This is a genomic window from Barnesiella intestinihominis YIT 11860 (assembly GCF_000296465.1).
Lineage (GTDB): Bacteria > Bacteroidota > Bacteroidia > Bacteroidales > Barnesiellaceae > Barnesiella > Barnesiella intestinihominis.
Map to the genome: position 1 here is coordinate 1,054,518 of NZ_JH815203.1, position 16,428 is coordinate 1,070,945.

At 43.5% G+C, this 16,428-nt stretch carries 8 protein-coding genes; all 8 read right to left on the bottom strand.

The genetic code is table 11. The features are described from left to right. Positions 1–139 precede the first annotated feature (139 nt). Positions 140–3,628, bottom strand: a complete 3,489-nt coding sequence (locus HMPREF9448_RS04250; RefSeq protein WP_008861361.1) for a fibronectin type III domain-containing protein — start codon at positions 3,626–3,628, stop codon at positions 140–142. An 82-nt stretch (positions 3,629–3,710) separates the two neighbouring features. Next, positions 3,711–5,003 carry a DUF4832 domain-containing protein gene (locus HMPREF9448_RS04255; RefSeq protein ID WP_008861362.1) on the bottom strand — a complete coding sequence of 431 codons (1,293 nt, stop codon included), beginning with the start codon at positions 5,001–5,003 and terminating at the stop codon, positions 3,711–3,713. A 78-nt stretch (positions 5,004–5,081) separates the two neighbouring features. Next, positions 5,082–6,893, bottom strand: a complete 1,812-nt coding sequence (locus HMPREF9448_RS04260) for a hypothetical protein (protein ID WP_040295876.1) — start codon at positions 6,891–6,893, stop codon at positions 5,082–5,084. A 50-nt stretch (positions 6,894–6,943) separates the two neighbouring features. Beyond that, entirely contained in the window at positions 6,944–8,389 is a 1,446-nt protein-coding gene (locus HMPREF9448_RS04265) for a DUF4832 domain-containing protein (RefSeq protein ID WP_008861364.1), read from the bottom strand. Between the two features lie 76 nt (positions 8,390–8,465). After that, the gene (locus HMPREF9448_RS04270) at positions 8,466–9,995 is read right to left on the bottom strand and encodes a RagB/SusD family nutrient uptake outer membrane protein (RefSeq protein ID WP_008861365.1); all 1,530 of its coding nucleotides are present in this window, start codon (positions 9,993–9,995) and stop codon (positions 8,466–8,468) included. A gap of 26 nt (positions 9,996–10,021) precedes the next feature. Further along, the gene (locus tag HMPREF9448_RS04275; protein WP_008861366.1) at positions 10,022–13,237 is read right to left on the bottom strand and encodes a SusC/RagA family TonB-linked outer membrane protein; all 3,216 of its coding nucleotides are present in this window, start codon (positions 13,235–13,237) and stop codon (positions 10,022–10,024) included. Between the two features lie 51 nt (positions 13,238–13,288). Beyond that, a complete protein-coding gene (locus tag HMPREF9448_RS04280; protein WP_008861367.1) occupies positions 13,289–15,337 on the bottom strand; it encodes a glycoside hydrolase family 36 protein in 2,049 nt (682 codons plus the stop codon). Positions 15,338–15,353: 16 nt separating this feature from the next. Then, complete coding sequence (locus HMPREF9448_RS04285; protein ID WP_008861368.1) at positions 15,354–16,418, bottom strand: amidohydrolase family protein; 1,065 nt, start codon at positions 16,416–16,418, stop codon at positions 15,354–15,356. Positions 16,419–16,428: the final 10 nt, after the last annotated feature.

Below are 16,428 nucleotides of genomic sequence, written 5' to 3' on the forward strand. Positions count from 1 at the left end.
TTCGTAATTACATCTCTAACCAAGACTATCATTATAACGATTTAAAAGTTGGGAAAAACTTCATTACATCATTCAAAATAAAAAAGTCCGGCAGAAACCGATTCTCGATTTTTCTGCCGGACTTCATTTTTTATTAACACTACTCCACGACAATTTTCCGATTATATATCTGCCCCGACGATTTCACGGAAACCAAATAAATTCCGGGGGACAACCCCTCAACAGGCAAAGAAGTAACCGATTCTTTAAGTTTTTCTCTCATAACAATTTCCCCTTGTGAATTTATGACCGAGAGTTCCGATACGCTATCTCCGGGAAAAGTTACGGTTACATATTCGCGAACTGGATTGGGAGCAACCGTAAAATCTACTCTCTTATTACCGTCAACACCCGTCGTCACCGTATATTTCCAAGTAGCCGCCTCGGTAAATGCCGAATAGTTTTTCAAATCATCGTGAGAAAAAGCAGCATAATAGTAAGTCGCTTTTTCTAACTCGGAATCCGTATAGCACTCGCCCTCTCCATCATAAACGATCTCGCCGTCCGTTTCATCAGCAGCGAACCGGTCATTACGGCGGACAATAGTCGTCGCCTCAAAATCGGGAGCCGGGTTAATAAGTCCTGTCATAGCAATATCATCGAGAGCCAACACTCCACCGCTGCACGGTGCACTACTGGGAACGACGAAATCCAACGAGATCACTCGCAAAGCATCACATTTCTTACTCGTATTCGGATGCCAATCGAACGCTTGGAAAGTGCGAATATCTATTTTCGCTTTTTTCCATTCGGTCGAATTCAACGGCAATGTTTCGTTATACCACCAGTCATCGGCATTACCGTCCAAGTCGTTATCTTCTTTTACAATAAGACGCAATGTCCGGCTCGACCCATCTCCCTTATACCAAAACTCCAAATAAGGAGAATCAGAAAAATCTCGTGCCTTTTCAAAAACGAGAACCGCCGCATATTCACCCCAAGCCTTGTCGATATCATAAGTCATTTGGAGAGCCTTTCCCTCATAACCGTCTACCTCTTCAAGAGACCCTCTACCACCGCTATCGCCTACACCTTCGACCGAAGTTATTCCATTCTCGAAATCGTCCACCGTAATGTTCACCGGTATCTCATAAACCGGATTTTTCCAAGAAAGCGTAATTCTCCCATCGACAAAATTTCCTGTAAATTCACTCGGTGCAGGAGGAGGCGTAGTATCCCATACAACCGACACCTTACCTTTGGCATAAGCCCTTACGGGAGCATTCACTCCATCGTCGATAGTTCCATAAATCCAATAATCTCCTTTCGGTTGTAAATTGCGTACATTCCAATCGTACGAGTCTATTGCCTGTATATCGCTGGATAACCCTGTTACAATAGAAGTTCCGTTAACACTGTCCAAAGAATAATACAAATTGATTTTTGCCGTACCCTGAGGATCGAAACAGGTCCATTTGATTTTAAAACTATCGGTCACCGGGTCGTTATTTCCGTTCGGTTCCGTAATATATAAACTCGGCTTTAAACCTCCCGAACGAGTAAATTCATACGAATAAAATTCATTCCCGTCTCTGTCGCAAGCAATCAATTTGACCTTTTCGCCATTCTCCGACACATCGATCGTAGAGAATCCGGCAATCTTATTAAACATCAAACTATACGGTTTATCTACCATGTTATATTGATCCCGGTTGCTCCCGTTCATCGCACCCGGACGAAGATAGTGCACGCCCGCCTTATATAGATGCTCGAAATTATGTTCGTCACCACCAAAGACAAGAATATGCTTACCCGCCAATGCGTGTTTCTCCAACAACGGCGCTATATATTCCTTTTGGCTGGCCGACCACTGCCCATGATAACTGGTTGAATAGACATTGACATGCGCAAAAATAAATATCCATTTCGAATCGGCATTCGTTAATTGCTCGTCCAACCAAGTCAACTGTTTCGAACCAGTGGCAAACGAAGGATCGTCTTTACCTTCATTCCAGTTACAACCGATAATTTTCACATCGCCGTAGTCCATAGCGAAATAGGACTCTCCTCTCGGGTCTATCCGTTCATCGGTATCGATATATCCATGAGATGGGACAGAAAAATAATCGTAATAAGTAGTAGGGCCGTTTTCATCGGATTTATCCATCGTTTCATGATTACCGATAACGGAAGTAAGAGTCTTCGCTGTAAGCATGGATTCTCCGGGAATAAAAAATGCCGAGTTCCAAGTGCGCATATCGCCTTTATTTACCAAATCGCCGATAGTAATCCACATATCGGGATCGACACCCAACATAATCGGAGCCGAGTTCTGCCAAATCTTTTCATCGTTATCATGTACATCGCTGAACGCAATCAAACGGAAATCGGTTCCTTTCTCTGGGGCTGTTTTCGCCGTACAAATTGTTTCATAACGACGACTTTCGTCCCCCACCTGATAATAATATTCTGTAAAAGGTTCGAGTCCCGTCAATTCGATGACGTGCACAAATCCCTCGCCGTCCACATTCCAACCAGTCTCGGCTGTGACCTTTTGTCCTAAATCGGGTGTTTTCCCATAATAAACCGTACCAGACGGATTAGCATCCAACGTCTGCCAAAGAATACGCACCGAATGGGTTGTCGGGAACATACTGTATGGTTTTTTGAAACACTCATAAGGCAATTCGCCTACCGGTGCGTTTTCAGTAGAAACGCCCCAGCGCGGGTCGCCCAAATCGCTACCGTCATCACCGGCTCCCACAGCCGGAGAATCTTTGTACAGTTGGAAGTTTCCATTCTCTGCATCTACAAACAGAGGATTCTTGGATATAATATTCTCTTTCGGTGCACTTCCATACAAATCCACGTTATAGGAGATAACGTTCTTTACAATGCTTTCATCTCCGTAGGCCGTAAAGCTCTTGGTATCGTCTCTTCTTTCCGAAAATGCCGAAATACAATTTTTTATCGTCGAACGGCCTGCATTATACAGATATACGCCACGACGGTCATAGCAGTTATAGAAAGTACAATGGTCGATCAATACAACCGGCATCAAGACTAGTTCTTCGCCACAATTTATACGGAAGAAATAATTGCTCCCTGTATTAAAATTAAGGAATGTAGAATTAGTAACGGAAAGAGTTTCGACCTGCGTATGAGCGCTAGAAGCATAAATCGCTTTGTTTGTCGTACTGTTGTCCGCCCCTATAAACATACAATCGTCGATCGTCAACGATTCTATTTTACCGGACAAAGAAACATAGACAAAACGATTGGTATAATTACGTACCGTACAACCGGATATAACCACCGGAGCTCCGGTGACCGTATCATCGATTCGAATCGCATCGGCAACTTCGGAGGCTCCATCAAAAACGATTCCCCGAATGGTAGCCCCGTCTTTTATCGAAAGCTTTCCTTGAATGATCGGAGCCGACTCCAACCCCTCGGCAGCACGTAGAGTAAGGGACTTATCTATCGTGACATTTCCTACATAGGTAACAGCTTCGGACAACTCGATGATATCGCCTGCCACTGCCGAAGAGACAGCGTCGGCAATAGTTTCCGTTCCCGAAACCGGAACAACCGCCGCCCTCACATACAGAGCTGACAAAAATAATGATAACAATAAAAACTTTTTCATTTGGATTAAATTAAGGATTAATAGTAAGTATAACTCTCGGCAAGCATAAACGGTTATTGCCATTATCCGGCATTCACCCTCATTATTCGCCTTTTACATCGGCGTCAAATTCGATTTTTTGTCCGCTTACCAAACGATCGCATTCTATGGTTATCTCCATATCGGTACTACCGGCCGGTATCCCTACCCAACGGCTCTGACCCGGCTGTAAGTCTTTCAAGCTGGACTCGGAACGAACTCCATTGACTGCGACGTAGGCATCGTAATAAATGGGAGCCACTCCCGAATTCTTTATCTGTACACAAGTAGAGTCCTCTTTCACTCTCACATCTGTTATTTCATAACGATAGCCGCACAGCATACTCGCTTGTTTGATTCTATTCATTGTCTGGTACGAAGGCTGGTTATTCCCGATCATATAAGTTATGTGAAACCGTTTGGACTCACCTTCGAAATTCCGGCCATGTATACCGTCGGGATAATCCAATACATGTTCCTGATCATATTTCGTATAATAGCCGAACTCACCTCCTGCGGGCGAAGTCTGATATCGTTTTTCTCCCAAAATCTTCCAATTTTTGCCGTTATACTCGTCGTGCGTCTCGTGCATAAACGAGTCGTCGAACACACCGAATTTTAGATTTCTCAATGAAGCATCGGCTTCCAAAGGAGTATATTCCGAACTTGCGGCATCGATAGAAACGCTCCACGGTGTACTCTTGAATGTTTCGCTCATAAACCTGAAAAACTCGGCTTGAAATTCTTTGGAGGGAAATGTCTGTCCCATAATTCTCGGCCCATCGTATATATGGTACTCAGCCCATAAGCCGAAACCGGTTTGAAGGAATGCCAAACGCGGATCATTGTCATACCGTTCTGCAAACTTCTGATAAAACTCTTTGTGGAACCGTTGTAACTCGGGATGCCGCCAGTCGGGAAATCCGGTCCGTTTTCCCTCACTCAACGCCACGGTTTCTTCATAATCGGGCAACTCGCGGATATATTGAGGCACAGCGCTTTCATATCCCGGATAGGTATACCAAAATCGGATAATGGCTTGATGCTTTCGGGATGCGACAGCATCGAGAATTTGTTCGAGAGGAGTCCAGTCATACACGCCTTTTTCTTTCACTATATCCGTATATTGCATATACGAATATTCAAGGCTGATGGCATCGGTATTCCGCTTGGCGTTATCTGCCCACAAAACGATACCCGTCATCGGTTGTACTCCTGTAATTTGCGACTGCAACGATATCTTTACGAAGCCGTCGAAATCCGGTTCTTCCATTTCATGTTTCGCTTCTGTATCGTGACAAGAAAAAAGAGAAAGCATAATAACCGGGAAAAAGAGATGTATAATTTTTTTCATCATGATATATCGAATTTAAGAAAATAAAAGCGGAGCGGCGGGATTGCCGCTCCGCAATAAAAGAATGAAAAAGCTATGTAATTATAATGTTGTAGGAGTAAATGTGACCGTAAATTTCTTACCGTTTGCCGGAACAATCGTGTAATAATTACCGTCCAGATTTTCTTTGTCGATAGTAAATCCGTCTTTCAAATCGACAACTATTTTATAGTAAGTTTCTTCTGTCGGAACAGGTAATAACAAACCACTATCGCCAGCAGGAGTCACCCCGTCAAAATATTTCGCAGAAATACAGTATTTACCATATTCCTCTGCCGTATAAGGAGCTGCCCAGAACGAAACGTCACCACCCCACGGCAAAACGGTAGCTATCGCCTGATAGGTATTCGCCGTCGGCGAAGTGCGATACAACGTTAAACGAGTCTTTTCATTCCAAGAGCCACGTTCAATACCCATAAATCTATTCCAACACCAGCCGTCCATATAAATTACATCGGGATAACCCACGTTATTCATGACGTAAACCGTCCCCGAGAAAGCATCAAGACGTATCAAGTATTCGCCTGTCGGGGCAATCATCTTCCAAGTAGGATTACCGGCCCCGGTAAACACGTCGTGATCACAATAAGCCATAGACAAATCGACTCCCTCGGCCGTTACGGTTTGGTCTTTCGTCAACTGAGCCAATCCCTCGTACGAGAAGTACTCTCCATCGATCAACGCCAACGAAGAGCCACAGAAAGATATGGCAGAAGGAGCCAATGCTCCGTTAATATAAATACCTTCGTTGGTATAAGCCAATGTGCGAGTACCGTCGCTCAACTCTACTTTGGTATATTCTTCACCTTCTTTAAACACTTTCATCGAGAAAGCTCCGCCCAAAGTAATCGAGAAGCTGGCAGCCTTGTCCTCTGCTCCCAAAGTCAATTGACGATTGGCGAATGTCAAGAAATTATCTTTTCCTCCCTCTTTGAAATAAAATTGTCCGGCAACGATAGCACCCCACATATCGGTTTCTACGCTACCCGTACCGTCCGACGGCGGAGTCCATGCCCAATATTTGCGATTACCATTTTGATATCCCTGCATCTTCGTTTTCGAACGTTCTATCCAAATACCATTGTCGGGAGCATCGTTATCGTCCCAGTGACCGGAAATCGTACCGAAGATATAAAGCGATTCGCTAATCGGCGACCAATTTTGAGCATTACCCAAAGTCAATTCGAAACTAACTGCATTAAACGAAATTTTAAAATAGGCTTCTTCCTCGCCACCGAATACGATATTGTCTTTTCCAAGAGCTATAATCTCGTCTCCTTCCATACCCCACGACATACCGGTTTTATTGCTATTGGCATAAATCTTGCCCGTAGCACCGGCCGGAATAAAATCTTCCACGGAAAATACATTTCCGTCCTTTTCCATCGTATAGACCAAATTGTTATCTAAGGCCAGATAAAGAGCATCAAATGTCGGAAGCGTCACACCTTTAATGCCAACTTCTTCTGTACTCAACTCATTGCTGGAATTTTTCACCGTAACCGAAATAGTCAAATCCCCGGCTACTGCATTTTTAGGTAACGGAAGAGCTATCTTTTCATTCATGTCATACGTTTTTCCGGTAAGCATTTTTGTCGTTTCATAAAACGCCCCATTGGCATTACTTACCGAAATCATATATTGACGCAAACCTTTTTCATCGGCAAATTTAGCCGTCAAAGTCACCTCATCGCCATATTTTACATCGGCATTCGGAGTTACCGCCAGTTCTGAAATAGCAGAGTTCCCAGCAGTACCGCCACCTCCATTAGGTTCATCATCGTCTTTACAAGAAGTAAATACAACCATTGTACTTACCAGTAAAAACATAAAATACTTCATTGTTTTTTTCATCACAGTAATCTTTTTGGTTAATAAATTATATCACTTCATTTACGAATCACTCATTTTTTCGTAAATACTGAATCTCCATTATAGATATCGGTCTTCTCATCAGAAGTTACATTAATTCTCATTAAAAGACTGTTATATCCGGTTTCAGCTTCCCAAACGCCTTCATTCGCCAATTGTATCGAATAATCGGGATTATCCCTCAATGTTTCCATAGGATCCGGCAAATTCAGATAAATATCATAATCTCCAATCGGCATATCGGTCGGCAATCCGGCTTCTATTTCGATAGTGCTCTCCATATCGGGTTTCCATTTACGAGGGTCGACATCGAGAGGCAAAACATAAGTAGTCTGGTCCGATACATTTCTCAAAACCAACTCTACCGCCCGAGGATTAAACGGAGCGGCATATCCTTCATTTTTCACCCGCAAAACGACTTTCAGTAAATGACCCGGAGTCACATTAGTCGTATATCCGCCCGAAGTAAGGACAAAACGATATCCCATCTCCCGTTTAATTTTATCCATACAGCCCTGAGCGATCCAACGATCGTTCACGCCTTTATAATAATCGCTGTTCAAATAAGACCAACGAAGGTTACGCATTTCTTCCTGAGCCTTACTACAATCGGCAGGAGAAACCCCATCGGGAGGACAAGTCTCTCCACCCATAGGCAAATAAAGACCATCCTGACCTAAATATTTTTTATCTTCGGTCACATTTTGGTACGTTCCATAATCGGTCTCACTGGCCATGAAACAGTCATTGTGGTGGCCAATACGCGCTGCAATTCCATTGGTATAAGCATTTGCCGCAGTCAATGCCGTGATAGGCTTCCCGTTCAATCGGAGATATTCCTGCTTATATTGAGGCGTGCGCACTTGAACAACACGTCCCTCCGGCAATGCTTCAAGCAATTTATCGAGGACAGCCTTACGAGCCGACGGTGTATTCAAGTTATTGGTCGTATAATACCACTCTCCCCAAGAACCTATAAACCCCGCTTGCCAAACGGCTATTACATCGGCGTTCTTTGCCAAATAGGGTTTCAATTGGTCGATATGTGTTTGAATAATAGACAGCGGTGCATCAGGCTCAGTCTCCAAACTAGTATAAGCAAAACGTAACACACACTTTACACCGGCCTCCCGCATAGCCGCCATATCTTTATCGAAAAATTGAAGAGCTTCGTCAGTAAGAGCTTTATCTCTAAAATTTTTCAAATAGAAATACCTGAATATCAAAGAATATCCATTCGCACGATAATTTTTCAACGTAGATACACTCAACGCTCCCGAAATTCCCATTTCACAAGAAGTCGCTTTATAAAAACCTCGTTCGGGATTAACGATTATTTCATTGGAAGCCTTATAAGAAACCTGCTCCATAGGAATATTCGATTCCTTATTGTTCTCATTTTCCTTCTCACAAGAAGTACATGCCACTCCCAAAAACATCAATGCACCGGCACTGAATAATTTAAATATCATATTCATAGCTCTTTCATTTAATTATTGAATTAATGTCAGAGAAACCGGTGTCCCTCGTTTGAGGGACACCGATCCCCATCTCTTAAATAGTATATCCGGGATTTTGAATTACCTTTCCTTTACCATCGACAATAACCGACGGAGGTAATGGATAAACATATTTATATTTCGAAGCATAAGGGGCTTGGTCGGCATTCAATTCCAATACCCTATCCAACAGTTTGTCGAAACGAATCAAATCGGCTCTGTATTGACCGCTTTCACACCAAAATTCATGAGCCCTTTCTATCAACAACTGATCGATAAATGACTCTTTCGAGGGAAAATCGGATAACTTTTTATCATCGAGTTTAGCCCGGCCACGAACATCATTCATCAAGTCGACAGCCTCTTGCGTCACACTGCCGCCCGGTTTCATCACGATAGCTTCGGCCAACGAAAGCAATACATCGGGATAACGATATACGACTATATCCAAATCGGAATATCCGCCACTACCGGGAACCGCAGGATCGATCTCATACTTTTGGGGAAGAGGCCCCAAATCGAGATATTGATCGGGATTTTCCCGATTACGAATCTCACCGTCTCCTGTCGTATATTCAGGAATCAAATAGGTTTTACGCGTATCGTTAGGCTCGAACGAATCATAAAAATACCACGTGCTTTGTACCGTCGCCCAACCTTGAACGAGACCATCGATATCCGGCGGCATAGCCATCATGTGCCACTGGTTCTGACTGGGACCATCAATAGCACAAGGTATTATATAAATGTATTCCGACGTGCATTTAGACTGTCCCGCCAATTCGAACAAGGACGGGTAATCGTCGACCATCGCATAGCCATAATCGGCCGTCATCATCTCTCGGGCAATAGTCTCTACCTTGTTATAATAAGATTGGTCTTCGGGAGTTTCATGCAGATATAGACGAATTAACAACATATTGGCCAAACCTTTACTAAATTTTCCATACTCGGTATCTTTCGGATAAGGCAAATTATCGGCAGCGAATTTCAAATCGTCTTCGATAAACTTAACCATCTCCTCACGAGACAAACGAGGAAGCGGAGCTTCATTCAACGGCTCATCAAGAACTTCTACCGGTGCAATTACCAGCGGACCGAACATATCGTACAAAATGTATGACAGATAACCACGAGCACAACGTACCTCGGCGATATAACGATCTTTTTCCTCGCGAGATAATTCGCTCTTTTCTATCATATTCATTACCGTAGTACAACGACTTATCTTACCGATAAAACCGTAAGGCTCGTCACGAGTATAATAAAAATAGGTTACATCGGTAGTTTCCGTATTGAAAGAAAGTTCATGGCAATACTTCTGAGCGCCAAACTTTCCCGCCAGAATTTCGGTGCAAGCATCGTTCACAAACATTTGCCCCCTTTCGGAAGTCGTATTGATACCGTCCCACCAGCTACCACGCAGAGGATAGTAACACGAAAGAACCATTGCCTCCAAATCTTCTTTCGATTGAGGAAAGATAGACGGATTTATATCGCTATAATCGATTGGATCCAACTCGCAACTATTCAGCATAGGAACCAACAGCAACAACAGTGTAAATTTTCGAAAAATCTTTTTCATTGTATTCCGTATTATATTGTTGTCTACTAAAATTTAATATCTACACCGACCGTAAACGTGCGGGCATTGGGATAAGCCGCCGCATAAGAATCGGTTTCAGGATCGAGACCTCCATAAGGAGTAATAACGAATACGTTATTTACATCGACATGGAAACGCATATTCTGGAAAATTTTCCGTGTAGTAGCAGTAGAAGGAACCGTATATCCCAACGTTATATTTTGTAAGCGGATATACCAAGCATCTTCATAGAACCAGTCTCCGTATCCATAGGTCGAACCCGAGAAAAAAGAACTGGGATTTTTAGTCGAAGGATTATCGGGCATCCAGCGATCGTCGAGACAACGCAATCCGTTATAACCATACTGTGCCATTCCCCAAGCAGAAACGCCATAAGCCATACGGGTGGGATCCATCATCACCCGGTCGAAAGAGCCGTAGAAATTGAAATTCAAGTCGAAGCCTTTGTACCGGAAAGTATTGTTGAAACCAATTGTAAACCCGGGATCCGAAGAGCCTAATAAACGGTTATCGGCATCGTCGATAATACCATCTGGTTTCCCGGTCAAAACAAAACGTCCGTTACGAACTACGGGATCGCCAGTCTCAGGGTCACGCAAATAACCGTTCAAGTCCTCAATAATCAACTGACCCGGTTTCAAATCAGGTTGCGCAGCAGGAGCCTCGTCTCCCTCTTGCATAATACCGATGGCCTTACGAGAATAAATGGCCCGAATAGGATCATTATCCCCTTCGTATACCGAAGGTTTCCAATCGGTCGTATGCTCTACCCACCAGTTTTTCACACGAGAGAAAGTAATATCGGAGAACCAAGAGAAATCTTTTGTCACGATATTTTTCGTATTCAAGGTAAATTCAAATCCCCGTCCTCCTGTCGTACCGATATTAGCCGAAACGAAAGTCAGGTCATGATATGTATTTAAAGGTTTATCTGTCAACAAATCCGTTATCCGACGTTCAAAAAATTCGAACGTACCGCCAATACGTCCATCGAACAAAGCAAAATCCAAACCGACGTTGAACTCTTTGGTTGTTTCCCATTTCAAATCGGGATTTTCCAAACGCCCTAAAAATACACCTGTTTGTTGGCTATTATCCTGTTTATTATATGCCAACTGTGCATAATAAGCTGCAAAAGCATTATTGGTTACACCTGTCGCATTTCCTACCGTACCATAGCTGACACGAGGTTTCAACATCGATACTACCGAGCGGGCAGGTTCCATAAACGGCTCTTCGGCCATATTCCAAGCCAATGCCACGGACGGAAAATAGCCCCACTTGTGATTACGGGCAAATACGCTGGCTCCATCGGCACGGAAAGTAGCGGTCAACAAATAACGATCCATGAACGTATATCCTACACGGGCGAACGCCGAATAAATCTTATTCTCACTACCACCGGAAGCCACTTGTTTCGTACCTTCCCCGGATTGAAGACTGTTCCATAAGAATGCATCGGTGATAAATCCATTGTTGCCGGCACTTACATAATAGTCCTTATTAAACTCGGCCGACCAACCCACTACCGCATTAATACGGTGATTACGGTTGAACTCTTTCATATAGCTACCGGTCGTCTCGATCAGATATTTCTCACTATCGTTTTCACTAATCGTAGCGATACCGTCGGAAAGACCGCCAAAAAGAGTCTCCTTAGGCATATAAGTCTTACGACTTTGATGAGCCCTATCCATACCCATACTGAACTTGAATACCAAATCTTTGATCGGTTCATAAGTCACATACGCATTTGCCAAGATACGATCCATCAATCCCTTATCCGTATTCAACAACAATGAGGCCGGATTCGGCTGGGTCGGTAACTGCGGATTGACAGGATAATTGCCATCTTCATCTTGCGCCGGAATATTCGGATTCATCTGTACGGCAGCCCGAATCATACCCGATTTTTCATATTCTTCGGCTCCGAGCTGCGTATTATCGTTAGCTATACGAGAAGCTGTAATGTTGACACCGGTTTTGAAATATTTATTGATAACCTGATCCACGTTAATTTTTGCCGAATAACGTTTCATTCCCGAATTTTCAATAATACCACGATTATCATAGTAATTCAATGACATCATAAAATTGGTATTTTTGCTACCGCCTTGCACACTCACATTGTGTTGTTGCACGCTACCGTTACGGGTAATCAAATCGAGCCAATCGGTTCCTTCACCGGCAGCTGCAATCTGTTTATCGGTAAACGACAGTTTATAAGCCACACCGTTTTTGGGAGAATCGATTGCCTCCTGCAAGGTACGATCTCCATAGGGATAAACGTTATTCTCATACATCCACAAATCCCAAGTTGCAGTATTCATGGCGTTCATCCACTCTTTCAGATTATAGACATCGTAATTATCGGTGTATTGCTGAATAGAATAAGACCCCGAATAAGAGACAACCGTCCGGCCCTCTTTTCCTCGCTTGGTCGTAATTAAAACCACACCGTTAGCAGCACGGGAACCATAGATGGCCGTAGCCGAAGCATCTTTCAGAACTTCGATAGATTCGATATCGGCCGGATTGATAAAATTCAATACGCTCTGTGTCCCAGCAACCATTCTTTCATTCGTCGTCGATGGTTGTTCCAATTCTGTTATGGGAAAACCGTCCACTACGTATAAAGGAGTTTTAGAACCATTGATAGAACCCTCTCCACGTACACGGATATCCAATCCACCACCCGGCTGGGCACTATTCTGAGAAATCACCAAACCGGCAGCTTTTCCTTGCAAGGCATGAGCAACAGAAGGCGCTACCGCAAGATTAAGATCATCGCTCTTCACCGAAGAAACAGATCCTGTCAAATCACGTTTCTTTACCGTACCATAACCGATAACGACTACTTCGTCGATGTAATTTCCATTTTCGGTCATAGTCACATCTAATTTTTTCGAACCGCCTATTTTCACCTCTTGGGTATCCATACCCACATATGAAAAAACAAGCGTTCCATCGGCTGGGGCCGAGATGGTGTAAAAGCCGTTATAATCGGTAGAGGTTCCTTTTGTTCCTCCTTTCACAAGAACACTGACACCGATTAACGGATCTCCAACAACATCTTTCACAACACCGGATATTTGTATATTCTGAGCCATTGCTCCCAAATATCCGCACATAAGAATCAAGGAGACGAAAAATCGCGTACAAAACCGAAATTTCATACTGTGTTTTCCATGATTCCGTTCTACTTTCTGTAATAGATTCATAGATCGAGATTTTTAGTTTGTTAAAAAAATTATATAGAGAAATTTGGACTTTCACTTTTTCACTTCGTTCGCTTGGAACAAAAGCGCTCTCTCAAACTTGCAATGCAATCGAGCCTCAGGACCCTCAACCTCACCCAACGAAACTTCATTGAAGTAATCATACAGTTCATACTTTTTACCTTCTTCCAGACCTTTCACAAGGATATCACCATCGAACGACGAAGCATAAAAAGCGTAATACAACGTGCCGTCCTTACGAATGACATGAGCTTCGGGACGAGAATAGCCTATATCATACAAGCCATTTACATATTCTCCTGTCGAAAGCATCTTCTCGTTATACAGCGAGAACCATTTCTTCCAGATAACCTCCTTCTCAGGAGTCAATCGATAATCGGCTTTTACCTTAGGATTATTCTTGGGCCAAGTAAATTTGGTTCCCAATACGGCTCCAATACCGAACGACGAAGCAAAGTCATCGCCATTATCGCTCAATTCGACATGATCGCCGAAATAGGCCGTTCGAGGAACCAATGCTTTATAGACATATCCTTTCAAACGTACTTGCCAGCTACTGGTCGGGTCGGAGGCTACCGTTTGGTTGGTATAAGGCAAATTATAAAAAGACATACAGCAGCCGCAGGGACAGTTTTGAATAACCGCATGCGGATTGATTGACCGAGATTCGTCATATATCATCTTGAAGAATCCGGGTAACTGCTCATAAGAATATTGGGGACATTCGGGGTGATGCTTCCAATTATAATCGGGATGCACGCTATTCAAATGCTGACCATCGAGTTTCAATCCGTCGAAGTCGTATTTTTTCATAAATCGATCCACCAGATCTCGACTATACGACACCACGCCCGAATCGACAGGGGAAAGGTAATAACTGTCCCACCAAGTAATATAATGCGGGGTCTGTTGCTTGGAAAGCGTAATAAAATCGGGATTTTCTTTCAGTACTTTCGTACCCGGGTCGGCAGCCAGCGGAGCCCACCAAAGTTGAACTTTCAAACCATAGGCCTTCATCTTTTTCACCAAATCGACCATATCCCTATCGCCACCGGGGAAACGTTTGGTATCGAGCTCCCAGTCTCCTTCGGCAATTTGGTAACCGTCATCGACAGTCGCCCATTTGATGCCCAATTCTTTCACCTTAGGCAAAGTCCCTAAGATTTCGGCAAAAGTGGCTTCTCGTTCATATCCCCACGCACACCACATGGGCTCGAATGCGGCCGGTTCCGATTCGGGCATTACCAACCCGGAAACCTGCATATATTCTGAAAACTGTCGAAGCGGAGCAAAGCAATCTCCTTCATATACCGATACGAATGTCCGCACCGTAGAAATCGTATCGCCCTGTGTAAATGCCACGACCGATTCTCCCGCACTTTCGACCGCAACCTCTGCATAGTTATCGTATTTCGATTTCTTCACCGGAAACGAGACCAACCGGGGAGAAAGTTCTACATGTCCCACGGCAATACCTTGATCTCTACGCCACAAACAAGTTACAGGAATACCTCCACCGTAATCCGAATCGTTCATTCCCATATAGTTACGTTGATAGAAGGTAGAGTCGACTGGGAGAATCCAATCGGCTCGTTCTATGGTAGACTGACCTTGAAAAGACCAGAACGCCGGAGTATCTTCGTTATCGATCACCCGGAACGCATGGTTTACCCACTTCACTACATGCAAATCGCGAGACGATTCATTCACATATTTTACTTCGGTAACGGCCATACCGGGGAAACGACGATCCACACTAATCGTTTGTATTTTTTTGATAGTACCACCGAAAGGCATCGAAGCCTCTCCAATCAACGTATAGACAGTAGTATCCCCAACTACCCGGGTATCCCGGCTTTTTAATTTAAAATCAGATACCGTCCCCTCTTCCAGCTCTATATATTCAGTCTGGCTTTTTTCGGTCAAAGGAGCATCATTTCCGGTTAACTCGACCGTCATGTGCATATCCTTATCCACAGACAGAATCATCGAACCGCTTTTTATTTCGAGACCTTCGCTGCAAGAAAACAGTAAAAACGAGGACAGTATTGAAATAATCGTGTATTTATCGATGTGTTTCATGGTTTCTTTTCTTAAATTATTTCATAATTCGAATGAAATTTTCCCGGTAGATTTTTCGCAAGACTTCATCGGGAAGGTCAAAACCCGAATAATACCAGTGATAGTAATAATCGGGAACATAAAAGTGTTCGTCGTCGGTTTCGAGAATCCGAAATGTCGTTTCATACATTTCGGCAGACATACCGTTATCGGTCCCATATAAAATGCGATCGGCGTAACGAGTATAAAATTTCTTCATGTAGCGAGGAATACTTGCCGTCTCTCCGAAACGGGCCGACATATCGACATATAAATTGGAATACTCGTCGAGTAACCTCCCCACGATAGAAAGATCATAACTGCAATTGATGAAATGGCAGGCGACAAACAACGTGTTCGGGTGATTCTTAACGGCCTCTGAAAATTGCGCAATCAACTGTTCGTGGGATTGCATGCCGGGTATGGACATATCGATTTTCCATTTCTTCCCATTCATTAGCCCATCGTTATATTTATCATCGGGCAGATACATCCAATAAGGCTCTGCTACATGGATATTCAATGGCATCCCCAACTCTGCACAAGTTTCATAAATCGGCGACATCAAAGGGTCGTTCAAATGGATTCCTTCGGCCATATTCGTCTGAAATGCGACATATACGCCCAATCCTTTATCGGTTACCTCTCCGACACCCTTAGCTCCCATTTTGTGGCAACGCTTCAATTCCTCAACGGCTGTTTTTACAAACGAAGACTTTCCGTAATCCGACAGGTCGAGGCCACACCACAAATCGAACCGGTCCTTATAAGGAGCATAAACTTCTACGATGGAATCGAAAGAAGCCCCGGTATATCCAGTCAATACAACTGTTTTCTCGATGCCTTTCCTATCCATAGTTTTCACCCACTGAGCAACCTCTTCGAGTGAAGAAGGGTAATCGTGAGAGTGTGCATCGATAACCGGATATTTCGCTTTCTCGACCTTCGTTTCGGGTATTTTATAAATAGATTTCGGCATATACTCTTCCAACAGTATATTCTCCTGTCCATACCCGGTCGAAACAAAAAGCAAAGCGACTAAAAACAGATAACAGTGTTTCATATACCAAGAT

Coding starts and splice junctions, on each gene's coding strand:
- HMPREF9448_RS04255 (WP_008861362.1), bottom strand. CDS start 5,003: ATGATGAAAAAAATTATACATCTCTTTTTCCCGGTTATTATGCTTTCT.
- HMPREF9448_RS04250 (WP_008861361.1), bottom strand. CDS start 3,628: ATGAAAAAGTTTTTATTGTTATCATTATTTTTGTCAGCTCTGTATGTG.
- HMPREF9448_RS04270 (WP_008861365.1), bottom strand. CDS start 9,995: ATGAAAAAGATTTTTCGAAAATTTACACTGTTGTTGCTGTTGGTTCCT.
- HMPREF9448_RS04285 (WP_008861368.1), bottom strand. CDS start 16,418: ATGAAACACTGTTATCTGTTTTTAGTCGCTTTGCTTTTTGTTTCGACC.
- HMPREF9448_RS04260 (WP_040295876.1), bottom strand. CDS start 6,893: ATGAAAAAAACAATGAAGTATTTTATGTTTTTACTGGTAAGTACAATG.
- HMPREF9448_RS04275 (WP_008861366.1), bottom strand. CDS start 13,237: ATGAATCTATTACAGAAAGTAGAACGGAATCATGGAAAACACAGTATG.
- HMPREF9448_RS04265 (WP_008861364.1), bottom strand. CDS start 8,389: ATGAATATGATATTTAAATTATTCAGTGCCGGTGCATTGATGTTTTTG.
- HMPREF9448_RS04280 (WP_008861367.1), bottom strand. CDS start 15,337: ATGAAACACATCGATAAATACACGATTATTTCAATACTGTCCTCGTTT.